This window comes from uncultured Cellulomonas sp., assembly GCF_963527515.1.
GTDB lineage: Bacteria > Actinomycetota > Actinomycetes > Actinomycetales > Cellulomonadaceae > Cellulomonas.
Genome location: NZ_CAURTV010000030.1, coordinates 1 through 19229, shown reverse-complemented (window position 1 = coordinate 19229; position 19229 = coordinate 1). Strand labels below are relative to the sequence as shown.

Below are 19229 nucleotides of genomic sequence, written 5' to 3'. Positions count from 1 at the left end.
CACCCAACGGCCGAGGGCCGTCGATGGTGCCCAGGGTCTCAGGGCATCCCGAGTGCGCGGAGCACGGCGGCGGTCACCGCGGCGAGCAGGACGACGACGATGAACGGGGCGCGCAGGACCAGCGCGACGGCGGCGACGACGAGAGCCGGCAGCCGGGCGTCGAGCACGAGCGCGTTCCCGGAGGTGGCGGCCTGGACGGCCACGAGCGCGGACAGGAGCGCCACGGTGACCAGCGCCGCGGTGCGGGCCACGCGCGGCTCGGCGAGCCAGTGCTTGGGCACCAGGTGCCCGGCGAGCTTGAGCGCGAACACCACGGCGCTGCCCACGACGAGCGCGACCCAGGTGGTCATCGAGCTCATGCAGCCTCCTCCGGCTCGCGGGCGAGCACCCCGGCCACGACGGCGACGACCGCGGCCAGGAGCACGGGGATCCCCGCCGGCACGAGGGGGGTGAGCGCGAGGGCGACGACCACGGCGCCGACCGCCACGGTCTGGGCGAGGCCGGAGCGCGGGCCGGTGACCCGCGGCCAGACCAGCGCCAGGAACGCGGCCGCCGCGGCGGCGTCGAGACCGTACGTCCGCGGGTCACCCATCCGGTCGCCGGCGAGCGCCCCGACCAGGGTGAAGGCGTTCCAGAGGACGAACACCCCGGCACCGGTCCACCAGAACCCGAGCTGCGCCGCGTGGGGCGCCTGGTGCGCGGTGGCGACGGCGGTCGACTCGTCGATGGTCAGGTGCGCAGCCAGCGGGCGGCGCCAGCCGCGGGAGTCGATCAGTGGGGCCACCTGCGGTCCGTACAGCCCGTTGCGGATCCCGAGCAGCCCGGCGGTCGCGATGGCGGCTCCGGGCAGACCACCCGCGCCGACGACGCCGACGAAGGCGAACTGCGAGCCGCCCGAGAACATGAGCAGGCTGAGGGCCATCGCCTGCGGGACCGACAGGCCGGCGGCGACGGCGAGCGCGCCGAACGAGACGCCGTACAGGCCGGTGGCCAGCGAGACGGAGACGGCCTGCCGGACGGCTGCCCGTCCCTCGTCGTCCCGTGTCACGCGGGCCACTGTGACACAGGCGGGCCGCCCTAGATCGCCACGTACACGCTGTCGAGATACTCCTCGAGCCCGGCCTCTCCGCCCTCGCGACCGAGCCCCGAGGACTTCACGCCCCCGAACGGTGCGCTCGCGTCCGACACGAGCCCGCGGTTCACGCCGAGCATCCCGGTCTCCACCGATTCCGCCAGCCGCATGACGCGGGCGATGTCCCGCGTGTACGCGTAGGCGACGAGCCCGAACGGTGTGGAGTTGGCCAGCGCGACCACTTCCTGCTCCGAGCCGAACGTCACCACGGGGGCGACCGGGCCGAACGTCTCCTCGGTGATCACCCGCAGGTCCGCCGACACCCGGTCCAGCACGGTCGGCGCGTAGAAGTAGCCGGGCCTCTTCGGCCGGTCACCGCCGATCCGGACGCGGGCGCCGGCGTCAACGGCCTCGGTCACGACCTCCTCCACGCGGTCCACGGCCGACGCCTCGATCAGCGGGCCGACCGTGGTGCCCTCGTCGGCGCCGTGCCCGACCACCAGGCGCTCGAACGCCTCGGTGAGCCCGGCGGTGAACTCCTCGGCGACCGAGGCGTGCACGAGGAACCGGTTGGCGGCCACGCAGGTCTGCCCGGCGTTGCGCATCTTGGCCTGCACGGCCCCCTGCACCGCCGCGGGGATGTCCGCGTCCTCGAACACCAGGAACGGCGCGTTGCCGCCCAGCTCCATGGACGTGCGCAGCACGTTGTCCGCCGACGCCTTGAGCAGCGCGGAGCCGACCTCCGTCGAGCCGGTGAACGACAGCTTGCGCAGCCGGGGGTCGGCCAGCAGGGGACCGGAGATCGTCCGCGCCGACGCCGACGGCACCACGTTGATGACCCCGGTCGGCAGGCCGCGGCCCTCGAGCTCCTCGCGGATGATCTCCGCGACGTATGCGGTGGTCAGCGGGGTCAGCTGCGCCGGCTTGATGACGACCGTGCACCCGGCGGCCAACGCGGGGGCGACCTTGCGGGCGATCATCGCGATCGGGAAGTTCCACGGGGTGATCAGCAGCGCGGGGCCGACCGGTCGCCGCAGGACCAGCTGGTGGTTCCCCCCCGACGGCGCGCGTCGGGCCAGCCCGTCGAACCGGACCGCCTGCTCGGAGTACCACCGGACGTAGTCGGCGCCGTACGCGACCTCGGCGCGGGACTCGGCGAGCGGCTTGCCACCCTCGGCGGTCACCAGGGCGGCGATGTCCTCCGTGCGGGCGGTGAGGGTCTCGTAGACGGCGCGCAGGAGCTCGGCCCGGACGCGGGGGGCGGTCGCGCGCCACTCGGGGAACGCGGCGTCGGCGGCCGTGAGCGCGTCGAGCGCGTCCTGCTCGCCCCCGTCGGCGACGTCGAACAGCGTCTCGGTGGTGGCCGGGTCCGCGACCTCGAACGTGCGCCCGGTGCTCGCGGGTCGCCACGCCCCGCCGATCAGGAGCCCCGTGGGCACGTGGGCGGCGACGGTGGGCGGCAGGGACGGCGGCGTCATACCCAGGAGTATCGCGTCCGCACCGCGTCGCCGCACGGAGGTCGGTCCGGCCGCGACCTACGATGACGCCATGACGGACGCGCCTGTGCCCTCCCCGTACGAGGACCTCCTCCGGCTCGTGCTCGAGACGGGCACCCCCAAGGCGGACCGGACCGGGACGGGGACCCGCAGCGTGTTCGGTCACCAGATGCGGTTCGACCTGTCGGCCGGCTTCCCGCTGGTCACGACCAAGCGGGTGCACCTGCGCTCGATCGTCCACGAGCTGCTCTGGTTCCTGCGCGGCGAGTCCAACGTCGCGTACCTGCGCGAGAACAAGGTCACCATCTGGGACGAGTGGGCCGGCCCGGACGGCGAGCTGGGTCCCGTCTACGGCGTGCAGTGGCGCAGCTGGCCGACGCCCGACGGCGGCCACGTCGACCAGATCACCCAGCTGCTGGAGAACCTGCGCCGCGACCCCGACTCGCGCCGGCACATCGTCTCCGCCTGGAACGTGGCCGACATCCCCTCGATGGCGCTCGCGCCCTGCCACGCGTTCTTCCAGTTCTACGTCGCCGGCGGCCGGCTCTCCTGCCAGCTCTACCAGCGGTCGGCGGACCTGTTCCTCGGGGTCCCGTTCAACGTCGCGTCGTACGCGTTGCTCACCCACATGGTCGCCCAGCAGGTCGGTCTCGAGGTCGGCGACTTCGTGTGGACCGGGGGCGACTGCCACATCTACGACAACCACGTCGACCAGGTCCGCGAGCAGCTCAGCCGGACGCCCTATCCGGCACCCCGGCTGGAGCTGCGCCGGGCCGACTCGCTGTTCGACTACACGTTCGACGACGTCCGGGTGCTCGACTACCAGTACCACCCGGCCATCAAGGCCCCGGTGGCCGTGTGAGCCTGGCCCTCGTCTGGGCCCAGACCCCGACCGGTGTCATCGGGCGGGACGGCACGCTGCCGTGGCACGTCCCGGAGGACCTCGCGCACTTTCGCGACCTCACGCGCGGGCACCCGGTGATCATGGGCCGTGCCACGTGGGCGTCGCTACCCGCGCGGTTCCGGCCGCTGCCCGGCCGCGACAACATCGTCCTCACGCGCACGCCCGGGTTCGAGGCCGCCGGCGCGCTCGTCGCGCACGGGATCGACGAGGCCCTGCGGCTGGTCGGGGACCGCGACGCCTGGGTGATCGGGGGCGGGCAGGTCTACACGGAGCTGCTGCCCCGGGCTACCCGCGTCGAGGTCACCGTCGTCTCGCTCGACGTCGGTGCGGGCACCCGCGCTCCCGCGCTGGAGCCGGGGACGTGGCGCCGCGCAGGCGTCGACCCGGACCGCGGCTGGCACATCTCGGCGGTCGGCGGGACGCGCTACCGGTTCGAGACGTACCTGCGCGCCTGAGGCGCGGATCGACCGGACGGCGAGCACGCCCGGGGCGGTACCGTGGCCCCATGCCGCGCACCTCCACGTCCACCCGACCGTTCGGGTCCGTGCTCACCGCGATGGTCACGCCGATGACGGCGGACGGGTCCGTCGACCTCGCGCAGGCGGTGCAGCTGGCGACCCACCTGGTGGACCACGGCAACGACGGGCTGGTGCTCAACGGCACCACCGGTGAGGCGTCCACCACGCACGCGCCCGAGAAGGCGGAGCTGGTGCAGGCGGTCGTCGAGGCCGTCGGTGACCGTGCCTGGATCCTTGCCGGCGCCGGGTCCAACGACACCGCGCACGCGGTCCGGATGGCGGAGCAGGCGGCCGAGGCCGGCGCGCACGGCCTGCTGGTCGTCAGCCCGTACTACTCGCGGCCCTCGCAGGAGGGTGTCCGCCGGCACGTCGAGTCGATCGCCGACGCCACCCCGCTGCCGGTCATGCTCTACGACGTCCCCGGCCGGACCGGGGTGCGTTTCGCTCCCGCCACCATCGCGGCCCTGGCAGCCCACGACCGCGTCGTCGCCATGAAGGACGCCGGCGGCGACACCTATGCCGCCGCGAAGGCCATCGCCGCCACGGGGCTGGGTTGGTACTCGGGTGACGACAGCGCGCTGCTGGCCCTCCTGGCGCACGGGGGCGCCGGCATCGTCAGCGTCTGCGGCCACGTCGTCGGCCGGCAGCTGTCCGACATCGTCGCCGCGTTCGACGCCGGCGACCACGCCGAGGCGCTCCGCATCTTCCGATCGATCATTCCCGCGATCGACGCACTCAACGGTGCCGGCTTCCAGGCCGTCGCCGCGAAGGCCGCGCTCCAGGTGCTGGGCGTCCTGCCCGAGCGCTCGGTGCGCCTCCCGCTCGTCCCCGCGCACGACGACGAGCTCGCGCTGGTCCGCGACGGCCTGCGGGCCGCCGGGCTGCTCGATGTCATCGTCGGCGATCGCATCTGATCCCACCAGGAGTCCCATGAGTCACCCGCACCCCGAGCTCACCCTGCCCCCGGCCCTCGCCGCCGGCGCCCTGCGCGTCGTCGCCCTGGGCGGGCTCGGCGAGGTCGGCCGCAACATGGCCGTGCTCGAGCACGCCGGCCGCCTGCTCATCATCGACTGCGGCGTCCTGTTCCCCGAGGACCACCAGCCCGGCGTCGACCTGATCCTGCCCGACTTCGAGTACATCAAGGACCGCCTGGACGACATCGAGGCGATCATCCTCACGCACGGCCACGAGGACCACATCGGCGCGGTGCCGTACCTGCTGCGCCTGCGCAAGAACATCCCGCTGGTCGGGTCCAAGCTGACGCTGGCGTTCATCGACGCCAAGCTCAAGGAGCACCGCATCCAGCCCGTCATGCGCGAGGTGCGCGAGGGGCAGACCGCAACGTTCGGCGGCTTCGAGTGCGAGTTCATCGCGGTGAACCACTCGATCCCCGACGCGCTCGCGGTCGCGGTGCACACCGCCGCCGGCACCGTGCTGCACACCGGCGACTTCAAGATGGACCAGCTGCCGCTCGACGGCCGGATCACCGACCTGCGCGCGTTCGCCCGCCTCGGCGAGAAGGGCGTCGACCTGTTCATGGTCGACTCCACGAACGCGGAGGTGCCCGGGTTCGTCGCGCAGGAGCGCGGGATCGGGCCGGTGCTCGACCAGGTCTTCGCCGACTCGACCAAGCGGATCATCGTCGCGTCGTTCGCGTCCCACGTGCACCGCGTCCAGCAGGTGCTCGACGCGGCCTACACGCACAACCGCCGGGTCGCCCTGGTCGGGCGCTCGATGGTGCGCAACATGGGCATCGCCGCGGACCTCGGCTACCTCAAGGTGCCCGAGGGCGTGCTGATCGACCAGAAGCAGGTCGACACCCTGCGCGACGACGAGATCGTGCTCATGTGCACCGGGTCGCAGGGCGAGCCGATGGCCGCGCTGTCCCGGATCGCCAACAACGACCACAAGGTCTCGGTCGGCCCCGGCGACACCGTGATCATGGCGTCGTCGCTGATCCCCGGGAACGAGAACGCCGTCTTCCGCGTGATCAACGGCCTGACCCGCCTCGGTGCGCGCGTGGTGCACTCCGGCAACGCCAAGGTGCACGTCTCCGGCCACGCCAGCGCCGGCGAGCTCCTGTACTGCTACAACATCATCAAGCCGCGCAACGTCATGCCGGTGCACGGCGAGATCCGGCACCTGGTGGCCAACGCCGCGCTCGCGGTGCAGACCGGCATCCCGGCGGACCGCGTGGTGCTCGCCGAGGACGGCGTGGTGGTCGACCTGGTCGACGGCCGCGCGCGCATCGTCGGCGCCGTGCCGTGCGGGTACGTCTACGTCGACGGGTCCAGCGTCGGGGAGATCACGGAGGTCGAGCTCAAGGACCGCCGGATCCTCGGCGACGAGGGGTTCATCTCGATCTTCGCGGTGGTCAGCTCGACCGACGGCAAGGTGCTGGCCGGTCCGCAGATCCACGCCCGCGGGTTCGCCGAGCAGGACGCCGTGTTCGACGACATCCTGCCCGAGCTCACCGCGGCGCTGGAGGAGTCGGCGCGCAACGGCAACTCCGATGCGCACGTGCTCCAGCAGGTGATCCGCCGGGTGGTCGGCCGCTGGGTGTCCAACCGCCTGCGTCGCCGCCCGATGATCATCCCGGTGGTCGTCGAGGCCTGACCGGCCCGATCCGCACGGCCCCGTCCTGCTCGCCAGGGCGGGGCCGTGGTCGCATCTGGTCTCAGGTTGGCGTGACGCGGGCGGCGTCGTCGGCCGTGACCGCCTCGTCGGGCGTCGGTGGGACGTCCTGCTGCGTGGCCTCCCGTGGCCGCCGCGAGGCTGCTGCGGAGCCGAGCAGGATCAGCGCCGTCGCAGCGAGGACTCCGGCGGTGATCGCCTCGTCGAGCACGAGGGCGCCGAGCGCGACGGCGACGACGGGGTTGAGATACGCGACGAGGGTGGAGCGGGCCGCACCGACCTCGACGATCAGCTGGAAGAACAGGACGAACGCCAGGGCGGTGCACAGGGCGCCCAGTCCGGCGAGGGCGAGCACCGCGTCGACCGGCGGCCACGGGTGCGGACCGGTCAGCAGCACGACCGGCGCGTACCCCAGCGCGGTCAGGCCCAGGCAGGTGGCCGTCAGAGGGATCGCCGGCACGTCCCGGAGCGCGCGGTCCGCGATGATCGGCGCCGACGCGTAGCCCAGCGCGGCCAGCAGCACCTGGGCGACGGCCCACGGGTCTCCGCCCGCGGCGCCCGGTCCGAGGAGCAGCGCCACGCCGCCGAGCCCGACCAGCAGCCCGATCCACCGGATCGCGGCGACCGGACGGCGGTCGCCGACGAGCCGCCCGAGGACCACCGCGGCGATGGGGACCGTGGCGACGAGGAGGCCGGTGGTCGAGCTGGACAGGGTGACCTCGGCGTGGGACAGCAGGATCCACGGCAGGACGATCTCCAGCACCGCGAACCCGAGGACGGCCCGCCAGCGACCGCGCAGGACGCGCAGACCACCGCCGCGCAGCGCGAACGGCAGCAGCAGCAGGGCGCCGAGCGCCGTCCGCACGAACACGACCATCACCGGCGAGACGTCGGTGACGGCGATCTTGATGAGCAGGTAGGGGATGCCCCAGATGACGCCGACCGTGACGAGCAGCAGCCAGCCGCGGCGGCTCATGGGCAGGTCCCGGTGGACGTGTGAGGGTGGGCCGGACAGCTCATGACGCCACCGTAGGACGGGGCACCGACACGCCCGGTAGCGGTGGTCAGCGGGTGCTGAGGACCAGGGCCGAGACGGTCCCGGCGCAGATCGCCACGCAGGCGGCGGCGACGGCCCAGCCCGGTCGGCGTCGTTCCGCGGCCGCGCGCACCCCGGCGACAGCGGCGACGAGCGCCGAGACAGCTGCGGGTGCTGCCGCGCCGACCGCGGCGGCGTGCGCAGGCCGCCAGTACTCGGTGCGCGGATCCATGAAGTCGAGCGCGTCGACGAAGCCGAACACGAGCGCGACGAGGGTCAGCCCGGTGGCGACGAGCGCGGCGTAGAAGGCGCCCTCGCCGGACAGCCAGCGCAGCCGGTGCAGCGGGTGCAGCGGGTGGTGCCGGGTCGTCTCGGGCATGGCCAGAGCGTCGCACCGGGTCCGGGGCCCGTGTGCGGGCAGAGTCCCGGTTCACCCGACCGGCGTGACCGGCAGGGCCGGTCAGGCCGGCGTCACGCCTCTGAACCGCGCCAGCCGTGCGTGCTCGACCTCGACGGCGTCCCTCGTCGTCGCCGACCACGGCACCCAGGGGTCCAGCTCCAGGGCGAGCGTCGACGCCTTCGCCCGCGGCCGCCACGTGCCGACGACGTCGCCGTCCACCAGCACCCCGCCGGGCCGGCCGATCGTGGGCCACAGCGCCTTGTGGTGCGCCTTGTCGGGGACCACCAGGTTCCGGTCGCGGCTCTGCAGGTACAGGTCGTACGGGCCGAGCAGCCGGACGACCGGCTCGTCCGGCGGATCCTCGAGGGCGGCCAGGTCGGCGTCGAGCATGCTCGCGCGCACACCGTCGACCTCGACCTCCACCGCGTCGTCGGGCCACCGCGCGGTGACGTCCCGGACGGTCGAGTCGAGGTACACGGCCGCCTGCCGGGGCGTCGTCGGTCCGAGCAGGTGCAGGAGGCCGCGCACCAGGTCCAGACGGCCGTCGTCGCCCTCCGTCGGCCGGTCGAGCACCCCCACCTGACCGGCCGGCCAGCGCGGGATGCGGCGGAGCACCGGGGGAGAGGTGCCGGGCTCCAGCTCCAGCCCGGCGTGCAGGGCGGCCAGCCGGAACGTCATCTCGTACATGTGCGTCGCGCGGCACCCCGCGCACCAGCGCACGTACGGCTCACCCACCTCGGCCGTCATCCGCGTGGACAGCTCGCCCTTGACCAGCGGCTCGTCTACGACCTCGCGCATGGTGCGGGACACCGTGGCGAGCGCGTCGAGGACGGGTATCCCGGCGTCGGCGAGCGGTGCCGCCGCGGTGATCACCCGCTTGGCTGCGTCGGTCTCCGAGTAGGGACGCAGCGCCTTCTCCACCGCGCGCAGGTCGGCACGCCGGTACGCGTGCGGGGCGCCCCGGACGGTCCACGCCAGCGCCAGCTCCCGTGGCCAGTCCCGGGCCGTCACCGGCACGCCGCGCACGGCCAGCGCCCACAGCGACCCGTCGGGCCCGGTGTCCTGCACGCCGAGGTCGAGGATCGCGGCGTCGTCGGGGGAGCGTCCCGCCCGCTCGGCGCGGTCGAGCTGCTGTGCGTGCACGCGGTACCTGAGCACCTGCCGTCGGGTCACGGGCATGGCACCACCGTGGCACGCACCACCGACAGCCGTCAGCCGCGCAGGATCGCCGGCCCCGCGACGAGAGCAGCACCCGGACGTACCGCTGCGCGTCACCGCGGGGATCGTGGCCCTGTCGGTGGTGCGATCGAGTCCGGGGGTGCGTGCCTGCTCCGGGTCGTCACCGGCAGGGAGCAGGCGACCGAGCTCCAGAAGAGCTTCTTCCGGTCGGGCGGGCTCTTCTTCGCGGCGATGGGACGCGGCCGGGAGCGGCCCGACGGTGCCGTGGCGCTGCTCGGCGTCGGCGGCGTGCTCCTCGCGGCCGGCGTCGTGACGCTGGGAGTCGGCCTGCTCCTCGGGTGAACACGCGCCCGACACGCGGCGCTCCGCGGCCGTGTCGCGCGGAGCCCCGACTACTTTGAGGACCATGGCGACTCGCACGTCCACACCTCGCGCCCGCTCCGGTGCGCCGGCGACGTCGCGCGCCACGGGCAAGCCCACCGGATCCTCCCGCCCGCAGGGGCGCAGGCCGGCCCCGCCGCCTCCCCGACCGGCTCTCCCCGTGCGCATCGTCAAGGGTGTGTTCATGGGCGCGGCCCACCTGGTCGGGGGCACGGCCCGCCGCGTCGGCAGGGGCGCGCGGGACCTCGATCCCTCCCACCGCCGCGACGGCCTCGCGTTCACGCTGCTCGCGCTGGCGATCGTCGTCGCCGCGCGCGAGTGGTGGGATCTGTCGGGCACCGCCGGCACGGTCGTGCACAACGTCGTGGCAGGGACGTTCGGGAAGGTCGGCGTCGCGGTGCCGCTGGTCCTGCTCGGGCTCGCGCTGCGGCTCATGCGCCACCCGGAGCGCGTGGAGGCCAACGGCCGGATCGTCATCGGGCTCGGCGCCAACACCCTCGCCGTCTGCGGGCTGGTCCAGATCGGTGCGGGTCTGCCCGGCACGGACGACTTCGCGGCGCTGCGCGCGGCCGGCGGGATCGTCGGGTTCCTCGTCGGCACCCCGGTCGCCAGCCTGCTCACCGCCGGGGTCGCCGTCGCGCTGCTGGTCCTGCTGGCGTTCTTCGGGATCCTGGTGGTCACCGCGACACCCGTGCACCAGATCGTCCCGCGGCTGCGCGGGGTGTACGACAGGCTCACGGGCAACCACCGCACCGCGCCCGAGGACGCGGAGGACGACGCCCCGCTGGTCATCACCGCCCTGCACACCGCGGTCCCCGAGATCGAGGCGGCGCCGAAGCGCGGTCTCCTCGGCCGCCGGCGCAAGCGTGCCGAGGAGGTGGACGCACCCGAGGACACCCGGCTCGACGGGTATGACGGCGACGAGGCCTTCGCGCGCGCGGCCATCGTCGCCGCGGCCGAGGCGGAGGCCGACGCGCAGGCCGCCCGCGACGCCGCGCCGGACACGGTCCCGACCACGGTCGTGGCCACCAAGCGACCGCTGACCGCTCCCGAGACCACCCCGGTGCCGCGCGGCGAGCAGCCGATGCTCGGCGGAGACGTCCTGTACTCGCTGCCCGCGGACGACGTCCTGGCCAAGGGCGCGCCGCACAAGGTGCGATCCGCGGCCAACGACCGCGTCGTCGAGTCGCTGACCTCGGTGCTCGAGGCGTTCGAGATCGACGCCCAGGTCACCGGGTTCACGCGTGGCCCGACGGTGACGCGCTACGAGGTGGAGCTCGGCCAGGCGGTCAAGGTCGAGCGGGTGACCGCCCTGAGCAAGAACATCGCCTACGCCGTGGCCAGCGCGGACGTCCGCATCCTGTCCCCGATCCCCGGCAAGTCCGCGATCGGGATCGAGATCCCCAACACCGACCGCGAGACCGTGTCGCTGGGCGACGTCCTGCGCTCCAGCGCGGCCAAGCGGACCGAGCACCCCATGGTGATCGGCGTCGGCAAGGACGTCGAGGGTGGCTACGTCACGGCCAACCTCGCCAAGATGCCGCACCTGCTGGTGGCCGGGGCCACCGGCGCCGGCAAGTCGAGCTTCGTCAACTCGATGATCGTCTCGATCCTCATGCGCGCGACGCCCGACGAGGTCCGCATGGTGCTCGTCGACCCCAAGCGCGTGGAGCTGACGGTCTACGAGGGCATCCCGCACCTCATCACCCCCATCATCACGAACCCGAAGAAGGCCGCCGAGGCGCTCGAGTGGGTGGTGCGCGAGATGGAGGCGCGCTACGACGACCTGGCGAACTTCGGGTTCAAGCACATCGACGACTTCAACACCGCCGTGCGGGCGGGCAAGGTCAAGCCGCTGCCGGGCTCCGAGCGCAAGATCGCCACGTACCCGTACCTGCTGGTCGTCGTCGACGAGCTGGCCGACCTCATGATGGTGGCGCCGCGCGACGTCGAGGCCTCGATCCAGCGGATCACCCAGCTGGCGCGTGCGGCCGGCATCCACCTGGTCCTGGCCACCCAGCGCCCCAGCGTGGACGTGGTCACCGGCCTCATCAAGGCCAACGTGCCGTCGCGGCTGGCCTTCGCGACCAGCTCGCTGACCGACTCCCGGGTGGTCCTCGACCAGCCGGGCGCCGAGAAGCTCATCGGGCAGGGCGACGCGCTCTTCCTGCCGATGGGCGCCGCCAAGCCGATGCGTACGCAGGGCGCCTGGGTGTCCGAGTCGGAGATCCACGCGGTCGTCGAGCACGTGAAGAAGCAGCTCAAGCCGATGTACCGCCACGACGTGGTGGTCGCACCGGTGAAGAAGCAGGTCGACGAGGACATCGGCGACGACCTGGACCTCCTGCTGCAGGCCGCCGAGCTGGTGGTCACCACGCAGTTCGGGTCGACGTCGATGCTCCAGCGCAAGCTGCGGGTCGGCTTCGCCAAGGCCGGCCGCCTGATGGACCTGCTCGAGTCCCGGGAGATCGTCGGCCCGTCGGAGGGGTCCAAGGCCCGCGAGGTCCTCGTGCAGGCGGACGACCTGCCGGGCACGCTCGCCATGCTGCGCGGTGCACCGGGGACCGAGGAGGACGACCCGTACGCCATGGGTGCGGACGGCGCCCTGCCGGGCGAGCCCCCGGTGGCGACGGACTACTTCGACGGCGCAGAGGAGGACGACGCCGGCCGCTGGTCCGGCGGGGGTCGGTGAGCACCCCGTTCTCCGGCCCCTGGGGGGTCGTCAGTGCGATCATCGCCGCCGTCGCCATCGTCGCGCTCGTCGCCGTCCTCATCCTGCTCGGCAGGCAGCGTGCCCAGGTGCGTCGCGCCAACGAGCTGCTGGAGCTGTCGCGCGAGCTGCGGCACCGCTACGACGCCCTGCAGGCGGTGACCAAGGAGGGCGTGCTCGTCCAGTCGCTGTCCGGTCGGGTGCTCGACATCTCCGACCGCGCCGCGGCCATCCTCGGCATCGACGCCGCCTCGTCCGTGGGCCGGTCGGTGGCCGACCTCCCGGTCGTCCTGGTCAACGAGATGGGCCTGGCCATGAACCCGTCGGCCGTCCTGGGCCACCGCTCCGGCGTCGCGCGCGCGGGGTGGACCGTCGACTCCGAGCTGGTCGGCGTCGCGCTGCCCGGTACCGACACCACGCAGGCGCGGATGGTGCAGGTGGCCAGCCAGCTGGTGCCGGCGGGCGACGGCGACGCGGCCGCGGTGCTGACGACGCTGGTCGACGTGACGGGCCGGCGCGAGGTCGAGGCCGCCCTGACGCGCAGCGAGATGCAGTTCCGGGTCGCCATGGAGAACGCGCCCATCGGCATGGCGCTGGTGGACCTGGAGTGGCGGATCGTCGAGGCGAACGCGGCGTTCGCTGAGCTCCTGGGCACCAGCGTGGGCGCCCTGCGCGGGTACCGCATGGAGGACCTCAGCACACCCGAGGGCCGCCCCGCCGAGCGGCTCGAGGTCGACCGGCTCCTCGGTGGCGGCCAGCACCGGTTCTCCCTCGAGAAGCGCTATCAGCGGGCCGACGGGCACGAGGTGTGGGTGGCCCTCGACGCCGCCCTGGTTCGGACGCCGACCGGTGCGCCCGACCACTTCGTGGTCCAGGTGCGCGACTCGACGGAGTCCCGCCTGCAGGCCGAGATGCTCACCCATCGCGCGATGCACGACCCGCTCACCGGCCTGGCCAACCGGACGCTGCTGCAGGAGGTGCTGCAGTCGGTGCTCGAGCAGCCCGGCGTCGTCGACCGGGTGGCGGTGCTGGCGTGCGACCTCGACGGGTTCAAGGAGATCAACGACAGGTACGGCCACGCCGCCGGCGACGAGGTGCTCGTCCACGTCGCCGGTGTGCTGCGTGCCGCCACCGCGCGCCGCGGCACGGTCGCCCGCCTCGGCGGTGACGAGTTCGTGGTCGTCGTGCAGGACCTCGACGGCCCGCGGGCCGTGTTCGAGGTGGCCGGGGCGATCCACGCCGGTCTGCTGGAGCCCGTCCGCGTGGGCAGACGCCGCCTGACCGTGAACGCCAGCATCGGTATCGCCCTGGCCGACCCGGAGACGATCGAGGGGGGCGCTCCCGGCCTGCTCGCCGCCGCCGACGCCGCGCTCTACCGCGCGAAGGGGTCGGGGCGCGGACGCACCGAGGTCTACGAGGCCTCCATGACGATGGGGTCGGCCTCCGACCTGCACCGCGAGCTCAGCCTCGCCATCTCGCAGGACCAGCTGGTGGTCCACTACCAGCCGATCGTCGACCTGTCCGACGCCCGGGTCGTCGGCTACGAGGCGCTCGTGCGCTGGGAGCACCCGCGTCGCGGCCTGCTGCTGCCCGCGTCGTTCCTGTCCCTGATCCAGGAGGCGGGCATGTCGGTCGCGCTCGGCCAGCTGGTGGCGACACGCGTCGTGGAGTTCGTCGCTGGCCTGCAGGACCGGACGCGGTGGGTGTCGGTGAACGTCTCCGCCGACCAGCTGGGCGACGGGGAGTTCGCGACGACGCTCCTGTCGGAGATCTCCCGGCACCGGCTCACCGCCGGCCGGATCGTGGTCGAGCTCACCGAGTCGTCCCTCGTGGCGTCCGGCACGCGCATCCGGCACGAGCTCACGCAGCTCTCGGCGGCGGGCGTGCCGATCCTGCTCGACGACTTCGGCACCGGGGTCTCGCCGCTGTCCTACCTGCGGGACCTGCCGGTGGCCGGCGTGAAGCTCGACATGTCGTTCACCTCAGGCATCCCGGAGGACCCGACCGCCGGCAAGGTGGCCCGGGCGCTCGGCGCGCTGGCGCGGGAGCTGGCGATGGTGACGATCGCCGAGGGCATCGAGCACGAGGAGCAGGCCGAGTACCTGCACCGCAACGGCTGGCGCTACGGGCAGGGCTGGCTGTACGGCAGCGCGCAGCCGGGCGACATCAGCCGCTGACGCGCGGCACGACGACCGGCGGAGGGCCGGTCGGGGTGAGCGGGGTGCTGCGCTGTGGCGCCTGGGTCCCCGCCGCGGCGACCACGGCCGCGGTGCGGTCCGCCACCTGCGCCGCGCTGAGGGTGCCGGTGCCACCGGCGATGTCGGCCAGGGCGTGCACCCGGTGGCCCGCTAGGCGGTCGACCGTGATCGGTGTCCACTCCACGCCGGTGACCCGCGCCGGACCGGCGGGTCGACCCTCGGCGGCGAACGCGCCCGTGGCCACCACGTGCGCGGTGAGCAGCAGACCGGAGGACGTGCTCGGCGAGCAGCACTCGCCGTCCTGGTTCGACACGTAGTTGCCGAGCCCGTACGCCACCCACATGCCCTCGCCGCGGGGACCGCCACCGAGCAGCACGACCGGCTGCGGGACGTGAGCGTGGTGGCCGATCACCAGGTCGAACACGCCGGAGTCCGCCAGCTGCTGGTCGATGGCCACCTGCTCGGGCGTCGGCTCCGTGCGGTACTCCACGCAGCAGTGGATGCTCGCCACCACGAGGTCCGCTCCGGCCGCCCGGGCAGCGGTCGCCTGCGCCACCATGGCAGGGACGTCGATGAGGTTCACCGACCAGGGCTTGTCCGCGTCGACCGGCATGCCGTTGGTGCCGTAGGTCGCGGCGACGTGCGCGACCCGCACCGTCCGGCCGGCGCGCTCGAGCGTGTAGACCTGCGGCTGGGACTGCTCGACAGCGCTCCGGGCCGTGCCGACGTGCCCGAGACCGGCGGCATCGAGCGCGTCGAGCGTGGCGGTCACGCCGGGGAACCCGCGGTCGACCGAGTGGTTCGAGGCCGTCGAGCAGCCGTCCCAGCCCTGCGCCTGCAGCGAGGCGGCGATCTGCGGGGGCGTGCCGAACAGCGGGTAGCCGCTGGGCGAGGTGCCGGGCGGGGTGACCGCCACCTCCAGGTGGCACAGTGCGAGGTCCGCACCCTGGATCCACGGGTCCATCGGGCCGAGCACCGGTGCGAAGTCGTAGCCGCCGTCGCTGGTGCGCGCGCTCGCCAGGACGGGCAGGTGCGGGAGGACGTCACCGGTGGCGACGATCGAGAACTCCGCGTCGGGGTCGGGCGTCGGGGTGGGCGTCGGTGTCGGCGTGGCCTCCGCGCTCTGCACCGGCGCGGTCGGCTCGCCGACGGGCCCGGCAGCCTCCCGTGCCTCCCACGGTCGGAGGGCTGCGGCCACCGCACCGAGGCTCGCGACGAGCAGCAGGAGGATCCCGAGGCCGACGACGACGGGGGAGCGTCGGCCGGCGCGAGCGTGGCGGGTCACGTGCGGACTCTATGTGGTGAACGAGGCATCTCCCGCGCCCCTCTAGGCTGTCCGGGTGGTCGAAGCCGTACCTCCCGTGCCCTCCGCCTGGACAGTGGCGAACATGGTCACGGTGCTGCGCATCGGGCTGGTGCCGTTCTTCGCCTGGGCGCTGCTGGCCGACGGAGGACACAGCACCGCAGGTCGGCTGGTCGCCACGCTGCTCTTCGTGGTCGCGGCCTCGACGGACCGCCTCGACGGCTGGCTCGCCCGGCGCTCCGGCCAGGTCACCGACCTCGGCAAGCTGCTGGACCCCATCGCGGACAAGGTCCTGATCGGGACCGCGCTCGTCCTGCTGTCCGCGCTCGGCGACCTGCCGTGGTGGGTCACCGTCGTCATCCTGGTCCGCGAGCTCGGCATCACCGCCATGCGGTTCCTCCTCCTGCGCTACGTGGTGCTGCCCGCCTCGCGCGGTGGAAAGCTGAAGACCGTCCTGCAGTCCGTGGCGATCGGCCTCTTCCTGCTCCCGCTGGACCAGCTGCCCGGGTCCGTCTCCGTCGTGGCGGTGCTCGTCATGGCCGCCGCACTCGCCGTCACCGTGGTGACCGGCCTGGACTACGCACGGACGGGACTGCGGATCCGCCGGACCGCGAGCCGGCCCCCCGCCGCCGGTCTGTGACGTGTCCGTCGCCTCGGACCTGCTCGCCGCGCTCGGTGCACGAGGCTGGACGGTGGCCGTCGCCGAGTCGCTGACCGGCGGGCTCGTGTGCTCGACGCTCGTCGCCGTCCCCGGGGCGTCGGCCGTCCTGCGGGGAGCGGTCGTGGCGTACGCGACCGACCTCAAGAGCACGCTGCTCGGCGTCGACGCGGCGCTGCTCGCCTCCCGGGGCGCGGTGGACCCGGACGTGGCGCGGGCGATGGCGCTCGGCGTGCGGGAGCGGCTGGGCGCGGACGTGGGCCTCGCGACGACCGGGGTGGCCGGACCCGAGCCGCAGGACGGGCAGCCGCCCGGCACCGTCCACGTGGCCGTGTCCACCCCCGCCGGCACGCAGGTGCGGTCGCTGCACCTGGCGGGTGGGCGCGCCCAGGTCCGGTCGCTGTCCGTGGACGCCGTCCTGGCGCTGGGAGCCGACGCCGTCGGCCGTCCGGGGTGAATGTCTGCCGTCCTGCTCGCACCCGGACGCGCGACCGGGAACACTGCGAGGTGCGTCATCGTTGGAACCACCGTGATGAGCACTCGACCCCCGGCACGGCGCCTGCCGTCGCGTGTCGGCGGTGCAAGGTACGGTGGAATCCTCCCGGCGAAGGGACAGCCGGGTTCTGGAGCAGTCAGGGTCCCCGTCGTGCCGGGTCCGAACAGGACCCCGGCTCGCGGAATGGATGAGGCACGCGACGCGAGAGGGGGAGCCCGAATGGTTGTACTCCGTCGAGAGATCGGCGATGTGCTGCGGGACGCGCGACAGCGCCAGGGGCGCACCCTGCGTGAGGTGTCGTCGGCAGCCCGTGTCTCGCTCGGGTACCTGAGCGAGGTGGAGCGGGGCCAGAAGGAAGCGTCGTCGGAGCTGCTGAACAGCATCTGCGAGGCGCTCGACGTCCCGATGTCGCTCGTCCTGCGCGAGGTCAGTGACCGCGTCGCCGTCGCCGAGGGTCTGATGATCCCGGACACGGTGCCTGCGGACCTCGCGGCGTCGGTGGCCGGTGCCGTCGACTCCGGGTGGGCGCGGTCGCGGTCGGAGCTGGCCGCCATCGGCTGACGTTGGAGGATCGGACGGGGAGTGCCCGTCCGATCGACGGGTGCTGCGGCGCAGCACTCACGATGACGGACAGCGATGTCCGCTCGTCACCCTGCACGGTCCGTGGACATCCGTCCGCGGGCCGTTGCGCGTTCCGGTCAGCGTGCGGCCGGGTCCGGCTGGCACCGGGGGCAGTAGAAGATCGGCCGCTCCATCGGAGGCTTGCGTGCCTGACCGACGGCGATCGGTCGCCCGCAGCGGTGGCAGGGCTGGCGCGCCCGACCGTGCACGTGTCCCGGCGGGCGTCCCTCCGCGACGGCCCGCTGCAGCTGGCGGCGCGCCACGCCCAGCAACCGGGCCGGGTCCGGGACGGCGTCGGCGGGTGTCCACGGCCACAGCCGCTCGTGGAAGAGCGACTCGGCCGCGAAGATCGTGCCGATGCCGGCGACGACCGTCTGGTCGAGCAGCACCTCCGCGACCGGCGTCGCCCCCCGCTGACCCCACCGGCGCAGGGCATCGTCCAGGTCCACGGTCTCGGCCAGCAGATCGGGGCCGAGGTGGCCGATGAGCGTGTGCTCGTCGCGGGTGCGCACCACGTCGAGCATGCCGAGGTGGTAGCCGACGGTGGTCCACTCCTGCGTGGCCAGCACCGCGCGGACCTGCGGCGATCGGGCGGCCGCCTCGGGCGAGCCCGTGCGCGCGATCCGCCAGTACCCCTCCATGCGCAGGTGGGTGTGCAGGGTGCGACCGTCGTCGAACCGCGTCAGCAGGTGCTTCCCGTAGGAGCGCGTCCCCAGCACGGTCCGGCCCACCAGGTCCACGGTCGCGGCGGTCGGCCAGCGCAGGTCGGACCGCACCAGCACCCCGCCCCCGATCGCCAGCTCGAACCGGTCGGCCGTCCGGCGCAGGATGTCGCCCTCAGGCACGCGTGCTCACGACTGCCCCCGCAGGCGCAGCCCGCGGGGGGTCGCCGCGAACCCGGCCGCGACGAACGCCTGCCCGAGGGGGCCGTGCAGTGCGCCGTCCAGGACGTCGACCCCGTCCACGCGCACGATCGTGAGGCGGCCGGTGTGCCGCGTCCGGCTGGTCGACGCGAGCCCCTGGGCCGCCGCGGACAGGACGGCTGCGTCGGCGGTGAACGACAGGACGGTGCGGCCGCCGCGCTCCAGGTAGAGCGCGAGCGCGCCGTCGACCAGCACCACCAGGGCGCCCGCCTTGCGGCCCGGGCGGTGCCGACCGGCGCCGGCGTCGCTCGGGTCGGGACCGGCCACCGGCCACGGCAGGGAGGCGCCGTAGGGGTTGGCGGGGTCGGTCGCCGCGAGCACCACGACCTGCAGGTCGGTGGGGCCGTCCTGGTCGGCGGACCGCTCGACCACCTGCGCGTCGACGCGCAGCCGGTCCACGGCGCCCGGGAGGGCGAACTGGGACCCGCCGAGGCGCTCCACGAAGTAGCCGCGCCGCACCTGCCCGCCCTGCTCCAGCGCCGAGAGCACCCGGTACACGTCGGTGAACCGGGAGCCGATGCCCTCGGCAGGGGCGACGGCCCGGGTGAGGATGCCGTGCCGGTCCAGCAGCTGCGCGGCCAGCGCGTGCGCCCGCAGCGTCGGGTCGGGCTCGCGCGCGGGCAGCAGGGACCACCGGCCGCCGCTCGCGGCCCCGTTGAGGCCGAGCGCGGTGGACCGGGTGCCGGGATCTCCCGCCAGC

General features: G+C 73.8%; 18 protein-coding genes and 1 pseudogene. 10 read left to right on the top strand and 9 right to left on the bottom strand.

Translation table 11 applies throughout. The features are described 5' to 3' along the window. Positions 1–38: 38 nt before the first annotated feature. The 3 genes from RYN42_RS09580 to RYN42_RS09570 are packed head-to-tail and all read right to left on the bottom strand — an operon-like array spanning position 39 to position 2550. A complete protein-coding gene (locus RYN42_RS09580; RefSeq protein WP_315095549.1) occupies positions 39–359 on the bottom strand; it encodes an AzlD domain-containing protein in 321 nt (106 codons plus the stop codon). Next, positions 356–1048 carry an AzlC family ABC transporter permease gene (locus tag RYN42_RS09575; RefSeq protein WP_315095548.1) on the bottom strand — a complete coding sequence of 231 codons (693 nt, stop codon included), beginning with the start codon at positions 1046–1048 and terminating at the stop codon, positions 356–358. The genes RYN42_RS09580 and RYN42_RS09575 overlap by 4 nt, the downstream gene beginning before the upstream one ends. A 29-nt stretch (positions 1049–1077) precedes the next feature. Continuing rightward, positions 1078–2550 carry an NAD-dependent succinate-semialdehyde dehydrogenase gene (locus tag RYN42_RS09570; protein WP_315095547.1) on the bottom strand — a complete coding sequence of 491 codons (1473 nt, stop codon included), beginning with the start codon at positions 2548–2550 and terminating at the stop codon, positions 1078–1080. A 70-nt stretch (positions 2551–2620) separates the two neighbouring features. On the opposite strand from RYN42_RS09570, the gene RYN42_RS09565 reads away from it, so the two are divergent. From RYN42_RS09565 to RYN42_RS09550, 4 genes are read left to right on the top strand one after another with little or no spacing between them, the layout of a single operon-like run. After that, on the top strand, positions 2621–3430 hold the full coding sequence (locus RYN42_RS09565) for a thymidylate synthase (RefSeq protein WP_315095546.1): 810 nt from the start codon (positions 2621–2623) through the stop codon (positions 3428–3430). Then, positions 3427–3927 carry a dihydrofolate reductase gene (locus RYN42_RS09560; RefSeq protein ID WP_315095545.1) on the top strand — a complete coding sequence of 167 codons (501 nt, stop codon included), beginning with the start codon at positions 3427–3429 and terminating at the stop codon, positions 3925–3927. Before RYN42_RS09565 ends, RYN42_RS09560 begins: the two co-directional genes overlap by 4 nt. 50 nt (positions 3928–3977) lie before the next feature. Next, positions 3978–4904 carry a 4-hydroxy-tetrahydrodipicolinate synthase gene (gene dapA / locus RYN42_RS09555; RefSeq protein WP_315095544.1) on the top strand — a complete coding sequence of 309 codons (927 nt, stop codon included), beginning with the start codon at positions 3978–3980 and terminating at the stop codon, positions 4902–4904. 16 nt (positions 4905–4920) lie between these two features. Then, on the top strand, positions 4921–6606 hold the full coding sequence (locus RYN42_RS09550; RefSeq protein ID WP_315095543.1) for a ribonuclease J: 1686 nt from the start codon (positions 4921–4923) through the stop codon (positions 6604–6606). A 61-nt stretch (positions 6607–6667) separates the two neighbouring features. Here RYN42_RS09550 and RYN42_RS09545 read toward each other — a convergent pair whose 3' ends face one another. The 3 genes from RYN42_RS09545 to RYN42_RS09535 form a co-directional block, all read right to left on the bottom strand. Further along, a complete protein-coding gene (locus tag RYN42_RS09545) occupies positions 6668–7600 on the bottom strand; it encodes a DMT family transporter (protein WP_315095542.1) in 933 nt (310 codons plus the stop codon). Positions 7601–7688: 88 nt separating this feature from the next. Further along, entirely contained in the window at positions 7689–8039 is a 351-nt protein-coding gene (locus RYN42_RS09540; RefSeq protein WP_315095541.1) for a hypothetical protein, read from the bottom strand. A gap of 81 nt (positions 8040–8120) precedes the next feature. Next, entirely contained in the window at positions 8121–9239 is a 1119-nt protein-coding gene (locus RYN42_RS09535; protein ID WP_315095540.1) for a winged helix DNA-binding domain-containing protein, read from the bottom strand. A 9-nt stretch (positions 9240–9248) separates the two neighbouring features. Between RYN42_RS09535 and RYN42_RS09530 the strand changes: the two genes are divergently transcribed. From RYN42_RS09530 to RYN42_RS09520, 3 genes are all read left to right on the top strand, one after another. After that, on the top strand, positions 9249–9581 hold the full coding sequence (locus RYN42_RS09530) for a hypothetical protein (RefSeq protein ID WP_315095539.1): 333 nt from the start codon (positions 9249–9251) through the stop codon (positions 9579–9581). 64 nt (positions 9582–9645) lie between these two features. After that, the gene (locus tag RYN42_RS09525; RefSeq protein WP_315095538.1) at positions 9646–12312 is read left to right on the top strand and encodes a DNA translocase FtsK; all 2667 of its coding nucleotides are present in this window, start codon (positions 9646–9648) and stop codon (positions 12310–12312) included. Beyond that, positions 12309–14507 (top strand): EAL domain-containing protein, encoded by a 2199-nt coding sequence (locus tag RYN42_RS09520; protein WP_315095537.1) that lies wholly within the window; start codon positions 12309–12311, stop codon positions 14505–14507. Before RYN42_RS09525 ends, RYN42_RS09520 begins: the two co-directional genes overlap by 4 nt. Here the strand turns inward: RYN42_RS09520 and RYN42_RS09515 are convergent. Continuing rightward, positions 14497–15813 carry a CapA family protein gene (locus RYN42_RS09515; protein WP_315095536.1) on the bottom strand — a complete coding sequence of 439 codons (1317 nt, stop codon included), beginning with the start codon at positions 15811–15813 and terminating at the stop codon, positions 14497–14499. The two genes, RYN42_RS09520 and RYN42_RS09515, sit on opposite strands and share 11 nt — an antisense overlap. A 55-nt stretch (positions 15814–15868) precedes the next feature. Between RYN42_RS09515 and pgsA the strand changes: the two genes are divergently transcribed. The 3 genes from pgsA (at position 15869) to RYN42_RS09500 (ending at position 17546) form a co-directional block, all read left to right on the top strand. Continuing rightward, complete coding sequence (gene pgsA, locus RYN42_RS09510) at positions 15869–16471, top strand: CDP-diacylglycerol--glycerol-3-phosphate 3-phosphatidyltransferase (RefSeq protein ID WP_315095535.1); 603 nt, start codon at positions 15869–15871, stop codon at positions 16469–16471. 1 nt (position 16472) lies between these two features. Then, complete coding sequence (locus tag RYN42_RS09505; protein WP_315095534.1) at positions 16473–16946, top strand: CinA family protein; 474 nt, start codon at positions 16473–16475, stop codon at positions 16944–16946. 258 nt (positions 16947–17204) lie between these two features. Beyond that, on the top strand, positions 17205–17546 hold the full coding sequence (locus RYN42_RS09500; protein ID WP_315095533.1) for a helix-turn-helix transcriptional regulator: 342 nt from the start codon (positions 17205–17207) through the stop codon (positions 17544–17546). A gap of 137 nt (positions 17547–17683) precedes the next feature. Here the strand turns inward: RYN42_RS09500 and RYN42_RS09495 are convergent, their stop codons facing one another. Beyond that, positions 17684–18451, bottom strand: a complete 768-nt coding sequence (locus RYN42_RS09495; protein ID WP_315095532.1) for a DNA-formamidopyrimidine glycosylase family protein — start codon at positions 18449–18451, stop codon at positions 17684–17686. Positions 18452–18457: 6 nt separating this feature from the next. Further along, a pseudogene (locus RYN42_RS09490) lies at positions 18458–19229 on the bottom strand (DEAD/DEAH box helicase); the annotation flags it as partial.